The following is a 15,099-nucleotide window of genomic DNA, read 5'->3' on the forward strand; positions in this document are numbered from 1 at the left end:
TGAATTGTGTCCTCACAATTCATTCCTTTAAAAATCCGTGACATCCGCCGGAGGCTTTGGGCCAACACGATGTTGGTCATTCAGTCGTTGTTGTTGCTGTCGCACAGATAGAACCCTGTTGCTGTCGCTTCGCTTTCGCACAGATAAATTGCCACAGGACGTGGCGTTCTTAGACTTTCAGTAGGTGCTTGGTATATCCACTAAAAAGGAACCCCCAACCGCATTCATCATTCCACCTTTAAAGGTGGGATTCTTCTACTGAATGAAGATATAACATTACTTTACTTCCTCTACATGCTCGAAAAACGATGGATAAGAAACCGCAATACATTCTGCGTCATCTAAAACTACAGCTCCATCTGTTATAAGTGCTGCAACAGCGCCCATCATTCCTATACGATGATCACCATAGGTTTGAAGGCTAGCACCACGTAATGGGGTTGGTCCTTGAATAACCATTCCATCCTCAGTCGCTTCAATATTAGCACCTAATTTTTTCAATTCATCCACTACAGCCGTTATCCGATCTGTTTCCTTCACTTTTAATTCCTCGGCATCCTTAATAATAGTTTTGCCGTTTGCCTGCGTTGCTAATAAAGCAAGGATCGGGATTTCATCAATTAGACGAGGAATAATATCTCCCTCAATTGTAGTTCCTTCTAATGTTGATGTTTCGATTGTAATTGTTGCTGTCGGCTCTGATTGGCTATCTTCATTCGGCATAACAGTTATCGATGCGCCCATATTATGAAGCACTTCGATGATACCATCTCGTGTTGGATTAATTCCGACATTTTCTAGCGTTATTTTACTATCCTCACAGATAGCTCCTGCTACTAAGAAAAAGGCTGCAGATGAAATATCACCTGGTACAGAAACATGCGTCCCTGTTAAAGTTTGCCCTCCTTTTAATGAAATAACACCATCCACCTCATCAACCTTGGCACCAAATTGACGTAGCATTCGCTCAGTATGATCTCGAGATACTTCAATTTCTCGCACAATTGTAGTACCTTCTGCTCGTAAACCAGCAAGTAAAACAGCTGACTTCACCTGCGCACTTGCAACAGGCATATGGTAATCAATAGCTTGTAATACTGTACCTTGAATGGCTAATGGCGTATATTGTCCATCTGCCCTTCCAGTAATGTGTGCACCCATTTGACGTAACGGATCAATAACACGGCGCATCGGTCGCTTTCCAATAGACGCATCCCCTGTCATTACTGAATGTACAGTAGATCCAGCTAGAATTCCTAACATTAAGCGTGTCGTTGTACCAGAATTCCCTGTGTATAGTACCTCTGTAGGCTCTTGCCACCCCTCTATACCTGGGCTATCGATGGATACATTTGTTCCTTCTACGTCAATCTTCACACCGAGCTTGCGGAAGCAATCAATTGTACTTAAACAATCCTCACCCAATAAAAAGCCGTCAACTGTTGTTTTACCCGTTGCAATAGCTCCAAACATAACGGAACGGTGAGAGATAGATTTATCACCTGGAATCGTTAAAGTCCCTTGTAAGGAAGGCTTATCATATTGTAATACTTTTTCACTCATCGTTTTCTTCCCTCCAATATGAAGATAGAAAGCGCCGTAATTCCGACGCTTTCTTCCAAACAGGCATTTCTTTGCCTATGAAATATATGTTTCATAATTAGCACGCTTTTGTATACACGCTGCTGCACGTTCACGGTCACTTTCACTTTGTAAGCTAATAACAAGAATCCCGAAAACGTCTTCTCGTGACTCTACGATACGTAAATTTGTAATACTAATCGCTTCGTCTGCAAGTAAGCCAGTCACCTCAGAAATAACCCCCGGATAGTCAGGAACGTCAACATATAAGTCAAATGATGTGAACATTGCGCCTGCACTAATCGGTAATTCATCTCTTAGCTCTTTAGCAACCGCAAAGTATGTTTCTATGTCATCCGAGCTACCATTGAAAAGCAGCTCCTTAACGCGACTCATTTCTTTTTCCCAGCCTTCTAGCTGTGCAATAAGCTCATCTCGATTTTGTAATGTAATATCTCGCCATAAAATCGGATTGGACGAGGCAATACGCGTCACATCACGGAAGCCACCTGCAGCAAGTGAACGTGTCATCGGATATTCCCCATTTTCTCCGCCCAACTGATGCACAAGGGAAGCAGCAATTACATGTGGAAAATGACTAACTACAGCTGTCATATGATCATGCTCACGAGCAGATACACTTACAACCTTTGCATGTGTAAATTTTAATAGACTTTCAAGCTGTGCCATATTAACAATTTCTTCACCCGCTAGCGGTGTTAGCATATAATACGCATTTTCAAAAAGGTGAGCCTTGGCAGCTAAAACACCACTTTTATGTGAGCCTGCCATTGGATGTCCTCCAATAAAGGTAATACCTAGCTCACGTAGTTCCCCAGCCTTTTGCATAATCTTCTTTTTTGTACTACCTGTATCTGTTACGATTACTTTATTTTTTAACGGCCATGTTTTTAATTGTTCCATCCATTCAAGCGTTGCGTTGACGGGAGTTCCAAAAATGATAACATCTACGTCGGCCGCCACTTCTTTTGGATCTGTCACAATATCATGAACAATATTTAACGTTTTCGCATGTTCACGAGTTTTCGCATCCATATCATAGCCAATAATTTTTGTTTCTGGTGCCTTTTGTAATGCCAAGGCTATTGAGCCTCCAATTAGGCCTAGCCCTACCACGAGCACGTTGCGTGTCATGCAAAAACTCCTTGCTCTTTTAGGACGTTTTCAAGGTGACCTAACAATGCTTCATTTTGAGCTTCTGTTCCGATTGTCACGCGGATAAACCCAGGTATTCCTAACGCACTTCCACTGCGGATTATAAAGCCTCGTTTCATTAGCTCATTGAAAACAACATCACTATCAGCATTCGTATTAAAGAAAATAAAGTTCGTATCAGAAGGGAAGTATTTCAAACTATGCTTTTTGCAAAATTCAACATATTGTTTTTTACCTTTTTCATTTGCTTCACGGCAAGCTTTTATAAAATCTTGATCACTTATAGCGATTGTCGCAACTGCTTGACTTAAAATTGTATTATTAAATGGCGATCTTACCGGATCTAATTTAGCAATCACCTCTGGTTGACCAATTGCATAACCAACTCGGAAAGAAGCAAGACCAAATGCTTTTGAGAATGTACGCAATAATAGTACATTTGGAAACTCATTAATTATAGGTAGAGTATCTTTGTGATCAGGATGCGTTACATATTCGATATATGCTTCATCTAATACTACTAGGACATCACTTGGTACTTTAGCTAAAAATGCACGCAATTCAACATCAGGAATCACAACACCTGTTGGATTATTTGGACTACAAACCCAAACGATCGACGTATTATCATCAATTGCAGCTATCATTGCATCTAGATCATGTGTACCTTCGACACAAGGAATTTTACGTACCTCTGCACCTTCTATTTCGGCATTGTGCCAGTATTGAGAGAAAGATGGGTCTGCCATCACTGTGTTTACACCTGGATACAACAATGCACGAGTAATAATTGCAATGATATCATCGGAGCCGTTACCAAAAAGAAGCTGTGTTTCTTTGACACCTAGATGATTTGCAACAGCTGTGCGTAAGCTTTGTGCATAGCCGTCTGGATAGATAGCGTGATTTACTGAATTATTTTGTAAATAAGCAGTTACCTTAGGTGAGCATCCAAATGGGTTTTCATTTGATGCTAATTTCACAACTTCTTGTAGGCCATATTCACGTTGTACTTCTTCAATCGGTTTACCAGGCTTATATGCTTGCATACCGTCCAATTGTTGTTTCCATTTCATCTTAAACATCTCCTCTAATTATTTAGCTTGGGCTAAATCTGGTCTTAACTTCACTGCATCATTGAGATACAAATGTTTTACATCTTTTTGTGCCACTTCCACATTCGCATGTATTAATACACGAATACAAAGTGGCAATGCGTTTGGCACGTCCATTTCATGAGTACACATGACAGGTACATACTGCCACCCGTCCATTAACCGTACAGCGCGTGCCGGAAATGCTGACGTAATATCAGGTGTTGTGGAAATTAGTATAGAAGCAATATCATTTACTTCCACATTATTGGCTGCTACTACTTCACGCACTAATCTCGCTGTCTCATCCCACACAAGCTCTGGCTTGTCAGATTCAATTGTAATTGCTCCTCTAAGTCCACGAATCATACAAGCACCTCCGCTAATAGCTGTCGGAATTCGGCATCTACTTCTCTGCATTCCGCTAAATCAATTGGTTGCACGAAAGGTTTACCAATTTTATCCAACAAAACAAATTGTAAAATACCATACTCCGCTTTTTTATCTTTCATTAAATACTCTGTTAACAGTTCAAAGGAATACTCTTTCACAGCTTCAAATGGATAGCCATTCTTCACTGCAAATTGCAAAAATGCTGTCGTGAAGTTACGGTCTAATTCACCATATCGTTCACTTAATAATAAACAATATACGAGACCAATCATTACAGCCTCGCCGTGCGCTACTTTTCCATAACCCGCTGCCGCTTCAATGGCATGCCCATAAGTATGACCTAAGTTTAAAAATTTTCGCACGGATTGCTCAGTTTCGTCCTCAGCTACTATTTGCGCCTTCACTTCAATTCCTTTTCTAAGTTGCTTCGCTAATTCTTCTGTACTGAAATGAATAACTGTCTCTGCAGCCATCAATTCCTCTAACCACGCTGCATCTGAAATCATTGCATGCTTTATCACTTCTGCCGTTCCTGAACGTACCTCGCGCTCAGATAAACTATCGATAAATATTGTATCGTAAATAACTCCCTCAGGTTGATAAAACGCACCAATCATATTCTTACCTAGTGGATGGTTTATTGCCGTTTTACCGCCTACAGCTGAGTCATGTGCTAAAATCGTCGTTGGGATTTGAATAAACGGCACCCCACGCATATAAGTGGCTGCAACAAAGCCTGTTAAATCACCTACAGCTCCCCCACCAAATGCAAAAATAAATGATTTACGTGAACATTTTTGTTCAAGTAAAAATGTTTGCGCTGCATTGTATTGTTCAAAGGTTTTACATGCCTCACCACCAGGTAAGATGAAAACCTCAAAATGATAAGGGAAATTAGCCTTGAAATAATCTCCTTGCGCCGCCCACACATTAGCATCCGTAAAAACGATGAGCTTGTCAGCTTTTTGAAGCTTTTCATCAAATTCTTTAACTGCTTCTGTTAAAAAATTATGACCAAGGACAACCTCATATTGATGTGATTTCGTCGCTACTGGTACTCGCATGAATTAGAACCCCTTTGTATAACGACGATGTTCGTCGATTTGAGCTTTTAGTTGAGGTAATTGATCGCTATGGAATTGTTCCAATATTGCATTAGCTATTTCCCAGGCAATAACGTGCTCAGCAACAACTGATGCTGCTGGTACTGCACAGCTATCCGAGCGCTCTACACTAGCTTTAAATGGTTCTTTCGTTTCAATATCAACACTTTGCAACGGTTTATATAGTGTAGGGATTGGTTTCATTACACCTCGTACAACAATAGGCATTCCAGTAGACATTCCACCTTCTAAACCACCAAGTCGATTTGTTGCGCGTGTATAGCCTTCTTCCTCTGACCAAATGATTTCATCATGTACTTCTGAACCTTTACGACGCGCCATTTCGAAACCAATACCAAATTCAACGCCTTTAAATGCATTGATAGATAGCATGGCAGCTGCTAATTTCGAATCTAACTTACGGTCATAATGAACGTATGAACCGACACCAGCTGGCATTCCTTCAACGATGACTTCAACAACACCACCAATTGAGTCACCTGCTTTTTTCGCTTCATCAATTGCCTCCACCATTTTTGCAGAAGCCTCTGGGTCAACACAATAGCAAGGATCTGCTTCAACAATGGTACGAATTTCATCTGCAGATTTCCCTTCCACTAAGGAAGTGTCTGCCTTAATACCAACGATTTCTGTTACATGTGCCACAATGGAAATGCCTAATTCATTTAATAGCGCTTTTGCAACAGAACCTACTGCTACACGAACAGTTGTCTCACGTGCAGAGGAACGCTCTAACACATTTCGTAAATCACGGTGTCCGTATTTCATGCCTCCTACTAAATCTGCATGCCCTGGACGAGGACGTGAAATTTGACGTTTGATATCTTCAGGATTCACATCTTCTTCTAACGGTTCTGCTCCCATAATTTTTGTCCAGTGTTTCCAGTCATCATTTGTGACTACGAGTGCTACGGGAGAACCAAGTGTTTGTCCGTGACGAACACCAGCGACTATTTCCACTGTATCCGTTTCGATTTGCATACGGCGGCCACGTCCATGTCCTCCTTGACGACGTTTTAAATCGTGGTTAATTTTTTCTGCTGTAATTGGTAAGAGCGACGGTAGGCCCTCAATAATTGTTGTTAATTGGGGTCCATGTGACTCTCCCGCTGTTAAGTAACGCATAAACGCTTTCTCCCTTCAACTCGCTAAAGTATGTATTTTTCACTATAACATATATTCTCTAAAAAAACAGTCCTTTTGCAAATGTCTTTTAAGACTCGTTTTAATTGTTTGTAAATTCAGAATTGTTCCAGCAACTTTCGTCATTTTGAAGTTTATCGGCTTTATGCTTAGGCTTAAATGGGCCGACACGATGTCAGTCATTTCGGTAATGCCATAGGACGTGGCGCTTCGCTTTCGCTACCAAAACACTTGCTGAATGATGTTAAATTAGAATATTCTGAACGATTTATTTGAAAGAAGATAGCTTCTTCATCTCCACATATTATTGACCTTCACCAATCAGTTAATTCCCTACCTAAGCTTTCGTTAAATTTTTGAGATTGAGCCTTACTGACCTTGATGCGAGATAGCTAATAAAAAATACGCTTTTTGCTTATAAAAAGCGAAAAGCGTACGATTCATCTATGTCTAAGATTTAAAAATATGTACATGACATTCATATAGTCTCTGTACGAATGCTTTTCTCATATTATTAATTAGTTTCGTCTATAGAAGAATGTATCCTCGACTTCAAACTCATAACGAGATGGATTAAAGATTTGCTCTGTTGATCCAACAAATAAAATCCCATCCTTGCGCAATGCTTTACTAAAATTAGTATAAATTTGATCTTTTGCTTCTTCAGTAAAATAAATCATCACATTGCGGCAAACAATTAAATCATAATTAGAATCGTAACGGTCATTAAGTAAATTATGCTTCTTAAAAGTCACACAACGTTTAATCTCATCCTTAACCCTATAAAAGGAACCTTCTTGCTCAAAATACTTGGCTTTAATATCACTTGGCACTTCTGCTAATGAGCGCTCTGGGTACACACCTAATTTCGCCTTTTGAATGACATTCTCATCTAAATCAGTAGCAATGATTTGAATTTGAGATAATGGCACTAATTGAGATAATACCATGACTAAAGAATAAGGTTCTTCACCCGTTGAACAAGCAGCACTCCAAATTTTTAAACGCTTATTAGATTGCAGTAATTTCGGAAATATTTTTTTCTGCAATACTTCCCAGCGCTTCCCATTGCGATAAAATTCGGAAACATTGATCGTCATGCGATCTAAAAACTCATTCATTAAATCACGATCTTGTTCAAGTACCCTTAGAAAGTCCACAAAATTACGATATCCCTTTTTCTCATACAGAGATGTTAATCGTCTTTTCATTTGCGCTTCTTTATATAGTGCTAAATCTATTCCTGTTTTCCGCTTTATACCTTCTATAAACTGTTCATAATCAGACATCGGTCTTCTTCCCCTCTAACGTCGTATTTCCATTATAGCGGAAAAGTGCCCTTCCTGAAATAGTCTTTCACAAGTAATCCCAGTTACTTAGATGAGTTTTGTTTTTCCTCTAACAATAACACTTTGGATTGCTCTAATTCTAGACGTAATTTCTCTGTCTCCATCGTATACGTTTCTAATCTGAGCTTTTCTAGCTCTACTTCCTTCTCAATAGCTTTTAATTTAAATTTTTGTTTTTTTGTATGTGTATCTGTAAAAATACCTGCTAAGCAAATAACTACTCCTGCAATAATCCCAGCCAATGCTATTGACATACGTCCACATCCTCTCATTAATAATAATTATACGGCAAAATGGAAAAAAAAGTTTCATTTTTCTTTTTATTCTTTTATCAATTTAGTTAAAATATTCTCTTCATTGATTATTTGTTACATCAACTGAAATACCATAATACCCGGTAAAGATACGGCATCATGTCCTATGATAAAATACCTTCGAGACTTACATTCTTTTGTACCAAGCAGCTCATCGGACGCCCCCAGGAAGCTTTGCTCTGTGCGAAAGCGAAGCGACAGCTACAAATGTTTTAACTGTGCGAAAGCGAAGCGTCAGCAACAAAGCCCCAGTCGGAACGGAAAACAGCCTCACGTCTTGGTATTGATCCAGTTATTCACATGAAAAATGAAGGCAGTTAGTTACCACCTTCATTTTTTAGTCTCCTAAACTTCTACTTTATAATCCTTTAAATCTTCTCTCAGTTTTACCTTCATAAATTTTCCTACAGAAGTTTTCGGTATTTCATTTAGAAATACAACGTCATCAGGAATCCATGTTTTATGGAATTGAGATTGCAAATCTTCTAGTAGCTCTGATTTCGTAATGGAATCTTTAAATTCAGGCTTTGGTACAACACATGCTAGAGGGCGTTCAATCCATTTTTCGTGAGGGATTGCTATAACAGTAGCCTCAAACACTTTAGGATGTGACATCAATGCATTTTCAAGCTCTACTGATGAAATCCATTCTCCACCGCTTTTAATTAAATCTTTTGTCCGATCTGTAATTTTGATATAACCATCTAATGTCACTACAGCAATATCACCTGTGTAGAGCCAGCCATCTTTAAAGGCTTCATTTGTTCGTTCATCGTTATAATACTCGGCAGCAATCCATGGACCCTTAATTGTTAATTCACCCATTGTTTGGCCATCCCAAGGTACTTCACCGTTTTCATTAACTACGCGTGTCTCAATGAGCGGCACTGTTATTCCCTGCGTAATACGAACATCCATTTTTTCATCCATCGTATAATCTTGCATATGTGTTAAATACGTCGATAAGCTAACAAGTGGCGATGTCTCGGTCATACCGTAGCCCGTCATGTAAGGAATTTTAAGCTCCTCCTCAAAGCCACGCACTAGACCGAGCGGCGATGCTGAACCACCACATACAATCAACCGTATAGAAGACAAATCACGAGGATTTTTGCGTTGCTCCTGTAATACCCCAAGCCAAATTGTAGGTACTCCTGCAGTCAACGTAACCTTATATGTTTCAATCAAATCAAGTAATAGCTGCGGTGTAAACATTGGCCCAGGAAGCACCTGTGTTGCACCAAATAATACACCAGCAAACGGAAATCCCCACGCATTCGCATGAAACATTGGTACGACAGGTAGTAAAACATCAGCCTCACCTACTGCAATACTATCGGAGATTCCTGCTGCCATAGTATGGAGGACAATACTACGATGAGTATACACTACACCCTTTGGCATTCCTGTTGTTGCACTTGTGTAGCACATGCCAGCAGGTGTATTTTCATCTAAATCATCTGGGAATCTAAAATTATCATTCGCCTCTTCAAGTAATGCCTCATAAGAAAGAGCATTTGGTAATGGGATGTTTTCTAGCTCGACAGCATCTCCCATTACGATAAATCGCTTTACCGTTTTAAGCTGTGAGACAATCGGTGCAATAAGCGGAACTAAGTTATCATCAATTAGTAATATTTCATCTTCTGCATGATTAATAACATAAGCAATATGCTCAGGTGCTAGTCGAATATTAATCATATGCAAGACAGCTCCCGCGCATGGTACTGCAAAATATGCTTCTAAATGGCGGTGGTGATTCCAAGCGAAGGTACCTACTTTCATACCTCGCTCCATTCCTAGCTTTGTAAGGGCATCAGCTAGTTTACGAGTTCGTTTTACATATTCTTTATAAGTTAATTCGTGAATTGTTGTAGGGCTTGTCCGCGAATATATTTTTTTCGCATGAAAAAATCGTTCTGCTCGATCCAAAAAACTTGTTAATAATAAAGGTGTATCCATCATATGCATAAAAACGCTCCCCTTTGTTCATAAATTTTTGAATCGCCCAATATTGACTACTACGACCAATAATTACATACGAGATCAATTATGAAAGAAGTTAAATTTTCAGCTCGCTATCCGCAGACAAGCATCTCTTCACTTCAGAGTTTCACGAAGGCGCAATAACAGGATGGTTTTAGCCTTCGCTTAAACTCTAAGCTGTGTAGAGCCTAGCTTATTAAGCTAGAGTCGAGCACCTTTATGTTACCTCTATTTCGGCTGCATACGAATCGCGCCGTCTAAGCGGATTACTTCACCATTTAATAAACCATTTTGGATAATACTTTCGACCAATAGCGCATATTCTGATGGTTTCCCAAGTCGTTTAGGGAATGGAGTCATTTGGGCAAGCGCTATTCTTGCTGGCTCTGGTAACGATGCAAACATTGGTGTTTCTACTATTCCTGGTGCAATAGTCATAACTCGTACACCAATTTCAGCAAGCTCCCTGGCAATCGGCAAGGTCATCGCTGCCACCCCTCCTTTTGACGCACTATATGCAGCTTGTCCTATTTGCCCATCAAATGCTGCCACAGATGCAGTATTAATAATAACGCCACGCTGACCATCCTCATTTGGCTCATTATGTTGCATCTTCTCTGCTGCAAGGCGAATAACATTGAAAGTACCAATTAAATTTACAGAAATCACCTTTTCAAATAAATCAAGGGCATGTACACCACGCTTTGAAAGTACTTTTTTTGCATCAGCAATTCCCGCACAATTCACTGTGACGTTAATGGACCCAAATTTCGCCACTGCTTGTTCTAGCCCTGCCGCTACATCAGCTTCTTTTGTGACATCTACACGGGCGTACTGGACATTCTCCCCTAACTCCCCTACTAGTGCATGTCCTCGCTCGTCATTAAGATCAAAAATTATTGCTTTGCCACCCTCTGCAACAATTTTACGAACAGTCGCCTCTCCTAAACCAGATGCTCCCCCAGTTACAACTGCTATTACTTCTTTCATCAAACACAACCCCTTTTATATTTTCTCTATAATAGTGGCATTCGCCATTCCCATACCTTCACAAATCGCAAGTAAGCCATAACGTAAATTTTCTCGTTCCATTCTGTAAAGCATCGTTGTTAATAGCTTTGTACCTGTCGCTCCTAATGGATGCCCTAAAGCGATTGCTCCTCCATCTGGATTTAATTTATTTGGATCTGCTCCAATTTCATGCAACCAAACAAGTGGCACTGGCGCAAAAGCCTCATTCACTTCATACGTATCAATTTCCTCTATCGTAAGACCTGAACGTTCTAGCGCTTGTCTAGTTGCTTCAATTGGACCAGTTAGCATTAACGTCGGATCTGAACCAACAACAACTCTTGTAACAATTTTAGCAAGCGGTTGGATACCAAGCTCCTGTGCCTTTTCCAAAGACATTATAACTACCGCCGAGGCACCATCACTCATTTGACTTGCATTACCGGCTGTAATCACACCATCTTCCTGGAAAACAGTTTTAAGCCCATTTAATTTATCAACTGTCGTTTCTGCGCGAGGTCCCTCATCAACAGAAAATGTTGTAACTGAGCCGTTTTCTTGCGTAACTTGAACAGGCAGTATTTCCTTTTTAAAATGTCCTGCCTCAATTGCAGCTAATGCTCGTCTATGACTATTGTAAGCATAGTTATTTAGCTGTTCCTTTGATAAATTCCATTTTTCTGATATTTTCTCGGCTGATAACCCTTGATGAATAATTGTAGAGTTGTCATGTAATCGTTTACCTGCGTGGGCACCATTCATGTTAGACCCCATTGACACCCTCGTCATGCTTTCAACCCCACCAGCAATAACAATGTCCATATCTCCCGCTAAAATAGCCTGGGCGGCGAAATGTACAGCCTGCTGACTTGAGCCACATTGACGATCGATTGTCACACCTGGGACACTTTCCGGAAAGCCTGCCATTAATAATGCAGTACGAGCTATATTTGCTCCCTGTTCAGCAGTTTGCGTTACACAGCCAAAAATTACATCCTCAACCTGGTCCTTGTTGATACCTGCACGTTGCACTACTTCTTGCAGAACATCTGCCGCTAAGTCATCTGCTCTAACATTGCTTAATGACCCTTTACTCCTGCCAACCGCTGTACGAACAGCTGATACAATCACTACTTCTCTCATAAAATAACCCCTTTGTACTGTTATCTCTCTCATTTCCTATCATCCAATGTATTTAGATGTTAGGAAATATATTCTTGATTATTAAGCTAATCAATTATGCCTCGGCATAATTGCCGCTGTCGCTTTGCTTTCGCGCAGAAAACATTTGCCGCTGTCGCTTTGCTTTCGCTACAGATAAACAATGCGTCTGGAATCGGCTTTGTGCTTAGACCAGCATGAGGCAGACACGATGTCGGTCATTTCGGTAATACCCAGGATGTGCCGTTTTTACCAACGCAGGTCAATTAGCCGTAAAAGCATGGATGCGATGATTTTAGGCAAACATCCTTTTTTAACCCCTTTCCGATTTCCATGACACCCGACTTAATTATCAGAATATTATATCTTTTATTCTACATGACTAAGAAGTATTTAACAATTTCTATATGTATCTAGAAGATTCTATCCATTTCAGAAGGTATATTTTTAATCCTTGGGTTCTATCTGTCACACTAATAAAGCTAACGGCACTCTTTTTAGAACAAAAAAAGCAATCTCAAATTAAATTGAGATTGCTTTTTAAATTAGCAAATTAAATTAAATCTTCGCCGAAGAATAAGCCGATTTCACGCTCAGCAGAAGCAAGTGAATCAGAACCGTGAATGATGTTGTGAGAAACAGTTGTTGCGTAGTCACCACGGATTGTACCTGGGTTAGATTCTTCAGGTTTAGTCGCTCCCATCATTGTACGAGCAAGCTTAATTACGTTTTCGCCTTCCCATACCATAGCGAATACAGGACCAGAAGTGATGAAATCAACTAATTCACCAAAGAATGGACGCTCTGCATGTTCTGCATAGTGCTTTTCTGCTAATTCTGTAGGAATTACCATTAATTTAGCACCTTTCAATACAAAACCGCGACGTTCAAAACGATCTACGATATCTCCTACTACTTGACGTTCTACGCCATCAGGCTTAACCATTAAAAAAGTTTTTTCGATTGCCATGTTTAAAACACTCCTTAAGTTCGTATAACAGGTTTTACACCTACCGATAAATATTAACAAAAAATGAGCCGTTGTACAACAAAAAGCTAGAATTTACGCTTTCCCATAAATAAAGCGACATCACGTAATTTTTTCTTGACGGGATGTTTTGGTAATGCATCTATTTCCTGTAATGCCTTTTTTAAATATTTATCACTCATTTTATTAGCTTGCTCAATCGCGTCGGATTTACGCACATACTGCAGCATATTTTGACGCTCTTTTTCCGTCAATGTGCCTGCAAATACTTTTGTCAAATAAGGTTTCATCTCGGGATCATCTTTTAACATTAGAATCGGCAATGTAATATTACCTTGTAGTAAATCACTACCTGCTGGCTTTCCTAATTCTTTATCTGTTGCCATAATATCTAAAACATCATCGATAATTTGGAAGCTCATGCCTACAAAATAGCCAAATCGTTTCAAATGTCTCACCGTTTTTGGATCGACACCTGCTGCCACTGCACCAAGTTCACAACTAGAAGAAATCAGTAGTGCCGTTTTTCGTTTGATTCGTCTAAAATAATCCTTTAATCCTTGATCTAATCTAAATTTATCTTCGATTTGAATAACTTCACCGTTACAAATTTCCACCATTGTACGTGCTAAAATTTGATGAACTAATGGGTCTTCAAGCTTTGTAATATATTCAAGTGCACGTGCAAAAATAAAATCGCCCGTGTACATTGCAACTCTATTATTCCATTGTGATTTGACAGTCGGGCGTCCTCTTCGCATATTGGAATCATCAATTACATCATCATGCACAAGTGATGCCATATGAATAAGCTCTACTGGCACGGCTACATCTTTCATCTTTTCGATATCATATTCGCCAAATTTCGCGCCAAGCAACACAAAAATTGGTCGTATCCGTTTGCCACCAGCTTGCAATAAATGGAGAGAAGCATCATTGATCAAACATGAAGAAGAATTTACCGCTTTTTCTAATTCTTTTTCAATGATATCGATATCTGATTTCAAATCGGAATAGAGTAGTTTTAACTTCATCTTTTCCACGTGTGAAAACCTTCCCCCATTAACGTACTTTTTTTAAGCCCATATGCATTGCCGCAGCACCGCCACTGTATGCTTTATACGTTACTTTTTCTAAACCTGCCTGCTCAAACAATGCCGCTAACTTCTTCATACCTGGGAAATCATTTGCTGATTCCTGTAGCCAAGAATACTCTTTATAGCTTTTTGCAAATATTTTACCAAATATCGGCATTATAAATTTAAAATAGAAACGGAATAGTTGTCGATAGCCTGGAATTTCAGATTGTGATGTTTCTAAACAAACAACCATTCCCCCTGGTTTTACAACACGATTCATTTCCTTTAAAACTTGTAAATAATCTGGTACATTGCGAAGTCCAAAACCAATTGTTACATAATCAAATGTATTGTCTGGGAAAGGTAACTCCATAGCATTTCCATGTATTAGTTCAATTTGTGGGTATGGCTTTACCTTTTCCTCGCCTACCTTCAGCATGTTTTTACTGAAGTCTACCCCTTTTACTTCTCCGCCTTCACCAACTGCCTCGGCTAATGCAATTGTCCAATCTGCCGTACCGCAGCAAACATCTAGTGCCTTCGCTCCAGGTTTTACTGCCATGTGCTTCATCGCATCATTGCGCCAGCCTACATGCATCTGGAAACTAATAACACCATTCATTTTGTCATAGTTTTGCGAAATACTTTCAAATACTTCATGCACGTGCTCTTCTTTCGTTTTAGCCATTTGAAAAACCTC

At 39.7% G+C, this 15,099-nt stretch carries 14 protein-coding genes; all 14 read right to left on the reverse strand.

Features of this window, described 5'->3' with window-relative positions; translation table 11 throughout:
- Positions 1–276: 276 nt before the first annotated feature.
- Positions 277–1,563: a 3-phosphoshikimate 1-carboxyvinyltransferase gene (aroA, locus tag ACZ11_RS13305; RefSeq protein WP_049666768.1), complete on the reverse strand. Its 1,287-nt coding sequence runs from the start codon at positions 1,561–1,563 to the stop codon at positions 277–279.
- Between the two features lie 75 nt (positions 1,564–1,638).
- On the reverse strand, positions 1,639–2,736 hold the full coding sequence (locus ACZ11_RS13310) for a prephenate dehydrogenase (protein WP_049666770.1): 1,098 nt from the start codon (positions 2,734–2,736) through the stop codon (positions 1,639–1,641).
- Entirely contained in the window at positions 2,733–3,833 is a 1,101-nt protein-coding gene (gene hisC, locus ACZ11_RS13315) for a histidinol-phosphate transaminase (protein WP_049666772.1), read from the reverse strand. The genes ACZ11_RS13310 and hisC overlap by 4 nt, the downstream gene beginning before the upstream one ends.
- An 18-nt stretch (positions 3,834–3,851) precedes the next feature.
- Complete coding sequence (aroH, locus tag ACZ11_RS13320) at positions 3,852–4,220, reverse strand: chorismate mutase (RefSeq protein WP_049666773.1); 369 nt, start codon at positions 4,218–4,220, stop codon at positions 3,852–3,854.
- The gene (gene aroB, locus ACZ11_RS13325) at positions 4,217–5,308 is read right to left on the reverse strand and encodes a 3-dehydroquinate synthase (protein ID WP_049666775.1); all 1,092 of its coding nucleotides are present in this window, start codon (positions 5,306–5,308) and stop codon (positions 4,217–4,219) included. Before aroB ends, aroH begins: the two co-directional genes overlap by 4 nt.
- A gap of 3 nt (positions 5,309–5,311) precedes the next feature.
- Entirely contained in the window at positions 5,312–6,493 is a 1,182-nt protein-coding gene (aroC, locus tag ACZ11_RS13330; RefSeq protein ID WP_049666777.1) for a chorismate synthase, read from the reverse strand.
- 536 nt (positions 6,494–7,029) lie between these two features.
- Positions 7,030–7,800, reverse strand: coding sequence for a CheR family methyltransferase (locus ACZ11_RS13335; protein WP_049666780.1), 771 nt, complete (start codon positions 7,798–7,800; stop codon positions 7,030–7,032).
- Positions 7,801–7,883: 83 nt separating this feature from the next.
- Positions 7,884–8,114, reverse strand: coding sequence for a hypothetical protein (locus ACZ11_RS13340; protein ID WP_049666781.1), 231 nt, complete (start codon positions 8,112–8,114; stop codon positions 7,884–7,886).
- A 405-nt stretch (positions 8,115–8,519) separates the two neighbouring features.
- The gene (locus ACZ11_RS13345) at positions 8,520–10,145 is read right to left on the reverse strand and encodes a long-chain fatty acid--CoA ligase (protein ID WP_049666784.1); all 1,626 of its coding nucleotides are present in this window, start codon (positions 10,143–10,145) and stop codon (positions 8,520–8,522) included.
- 243 nt (positions 10,146–10,388) lie between these two features.
- Complete coding sequence (locus ACZ11_RS13350; protein WP_049666786.1) at positions 10,389–11,150, reverse strand: 3-hydroxyacyl-CoA dehydrogenase; 762 nt, start codon at positions 11,148–11,150, stop codon at positions 10,389–10,391.
- A 15-nt stretch (positions 11,151–11,165) separates the two neighbouring features.
- Positions 11,166–12,314 carry a thiolase family protein gene (locus tag ACZ11_RS13355; RefSeq protein WP_049666787.1) on the reverse strand — a complete coding sequence of 383 codons (1,149 nt, stop codon included), beginning with the start codon at positions 12,312–12,314 and terminating at the stop codon, positions 11,166–11,168.
- Between the two features lie 571 nt (positions 12,315–12,885).
- Entirely contained in the window at positions 12,886–13,302 is a 417-nt protein-coding gene (gene ndk, locus ACZ11_RS13360; RefSeq protein WP_049666790.1) for a nucleoside-diphosphate kinase, read from the reverse strand.
- Positions 13,303–13,388: 86 nt separating this feature from the next.
- Entirely contained in the window at positions 13,389–14,363 is a 975-nt protein-coding gene (hepT, locus tag ACZ11_RS13365; RefSeq protein WP_049666792.1) for a heptaprenyl diphosphate synthase component II, read from the reverse strand.
- Between the two features lie 19 nt (positions 14,364–14,382).
- Positions 14,383–15,087 (reverse strand): demethylmenaquinone methyltransferase, encoded by a 705-nt coding sequence (locus tag ACZ11_RS13370; protein ID WP_049666795.1) that lies wholly within the window; start codon positions 15,085–15,087, stop codon positions 14,383–14,385.
- Between the last annotated feature and the right edge of the window lie 12 nt (positions 15,088–15,099).

Source organism: Lysinibacillus xylanilyticus (assembly GCF_001183605.1).
GTDB lineage: Bacteria > Bacillota > Bacilli > Bacillales_A > Planococcaceae > Lysinibacillus > Lysinibacillus xylanilyticus.

Bases quoted from the DNA above. Each gene is read 5' to 3' on its own strand.
- aroH (WP_049666773.1), bottom strand. From the start codon at position 4,220: ATGATTCGTGGACTTAGAGGAGCAATTACAATTGAATCTGACAAGCCA.
- aroA (WP_049666768.1), bottom strand. From the start codon at position 1,563: ATGAGTGAAAAAGTATTACAATATGATAAGCCTTCCTTACAAGGGACT.
- aroB (WP_049666775.1), bottom strand. From the start codon at position 5,308: ATGCGAGTACCAGTAGCGACGAAATCACATCAATATGAGGTTGTCCTT.
- ACZ11_RS13350 (WP_049666786.1), bottom strand. From the start codon at position 11,150: ATGAAAGAAGTAATAGCAGTTGTAACTGGGGGAGCATCTGGTTTAGGA.
- aroC (WP_049666777.1), bottom strand. From the start codon at position 6,493: ATGCGTTACTTAACAGCGGGAGAGTCACATGGACCCCAATTAACAACA.
- ACZ11_RS13370 (WP_049666795.1), bottom strand. From the start codon at position 15,087: ATGGCTAAAACGAAAGAAGAGCACGTGCATGAAGTATTTGAAAGTATT.
- ndk (WP_049666790.1), bottom strand. From the start codon at position 13,302: ATGGCAATCGAAAAAACTTTTTTAATGGTTAAGCCTGATGGCGTAGAA.
- hisC (WP_049666772.1), bottom strand. From the start codon at position 3,833: ATGAAATGGAAACAACAATTGGACGGTATGCAAGCATATAAGCCTGGT.
- ACZ11_RS13340 (WP_049666781.1), bottom strand. From the start codon at position 8,114: ATGTCAATAGCATTGGCTGGGATTATTGCAGGAGTAGTTATTTGCTTA.
- ACZ11_RS13355 (WP_049666787.1), bottom strand. From the start codon at position 12,314: ATGAGAGAAGTAGTGATTGTATCAGCTGTTCGTACAGCGGTTGGCAGG.
- ACZ11_RS13345 (WP_049666784.1), bottom strand. From the start codon at position 10,145: ATGCATATGATGGATACACCTTTATTATTAACAAGTTTTTTGGATCGA.
- ACZ11_RS13310 (WP_049666770.1), bottom strand. From the start codon at position 2,736: ATGACACGCAACGTGCTCGTGGTAGGGCTAGGCCTAATTGGAGGCTCA.
- ACZ11_RS13335 (WP_049666780.1), bottom strand. From the start codon at position 7,800: ATGTCTGATTATGAACAGTTTATAGAAGGTATAAAGCGGAAAACAGGA.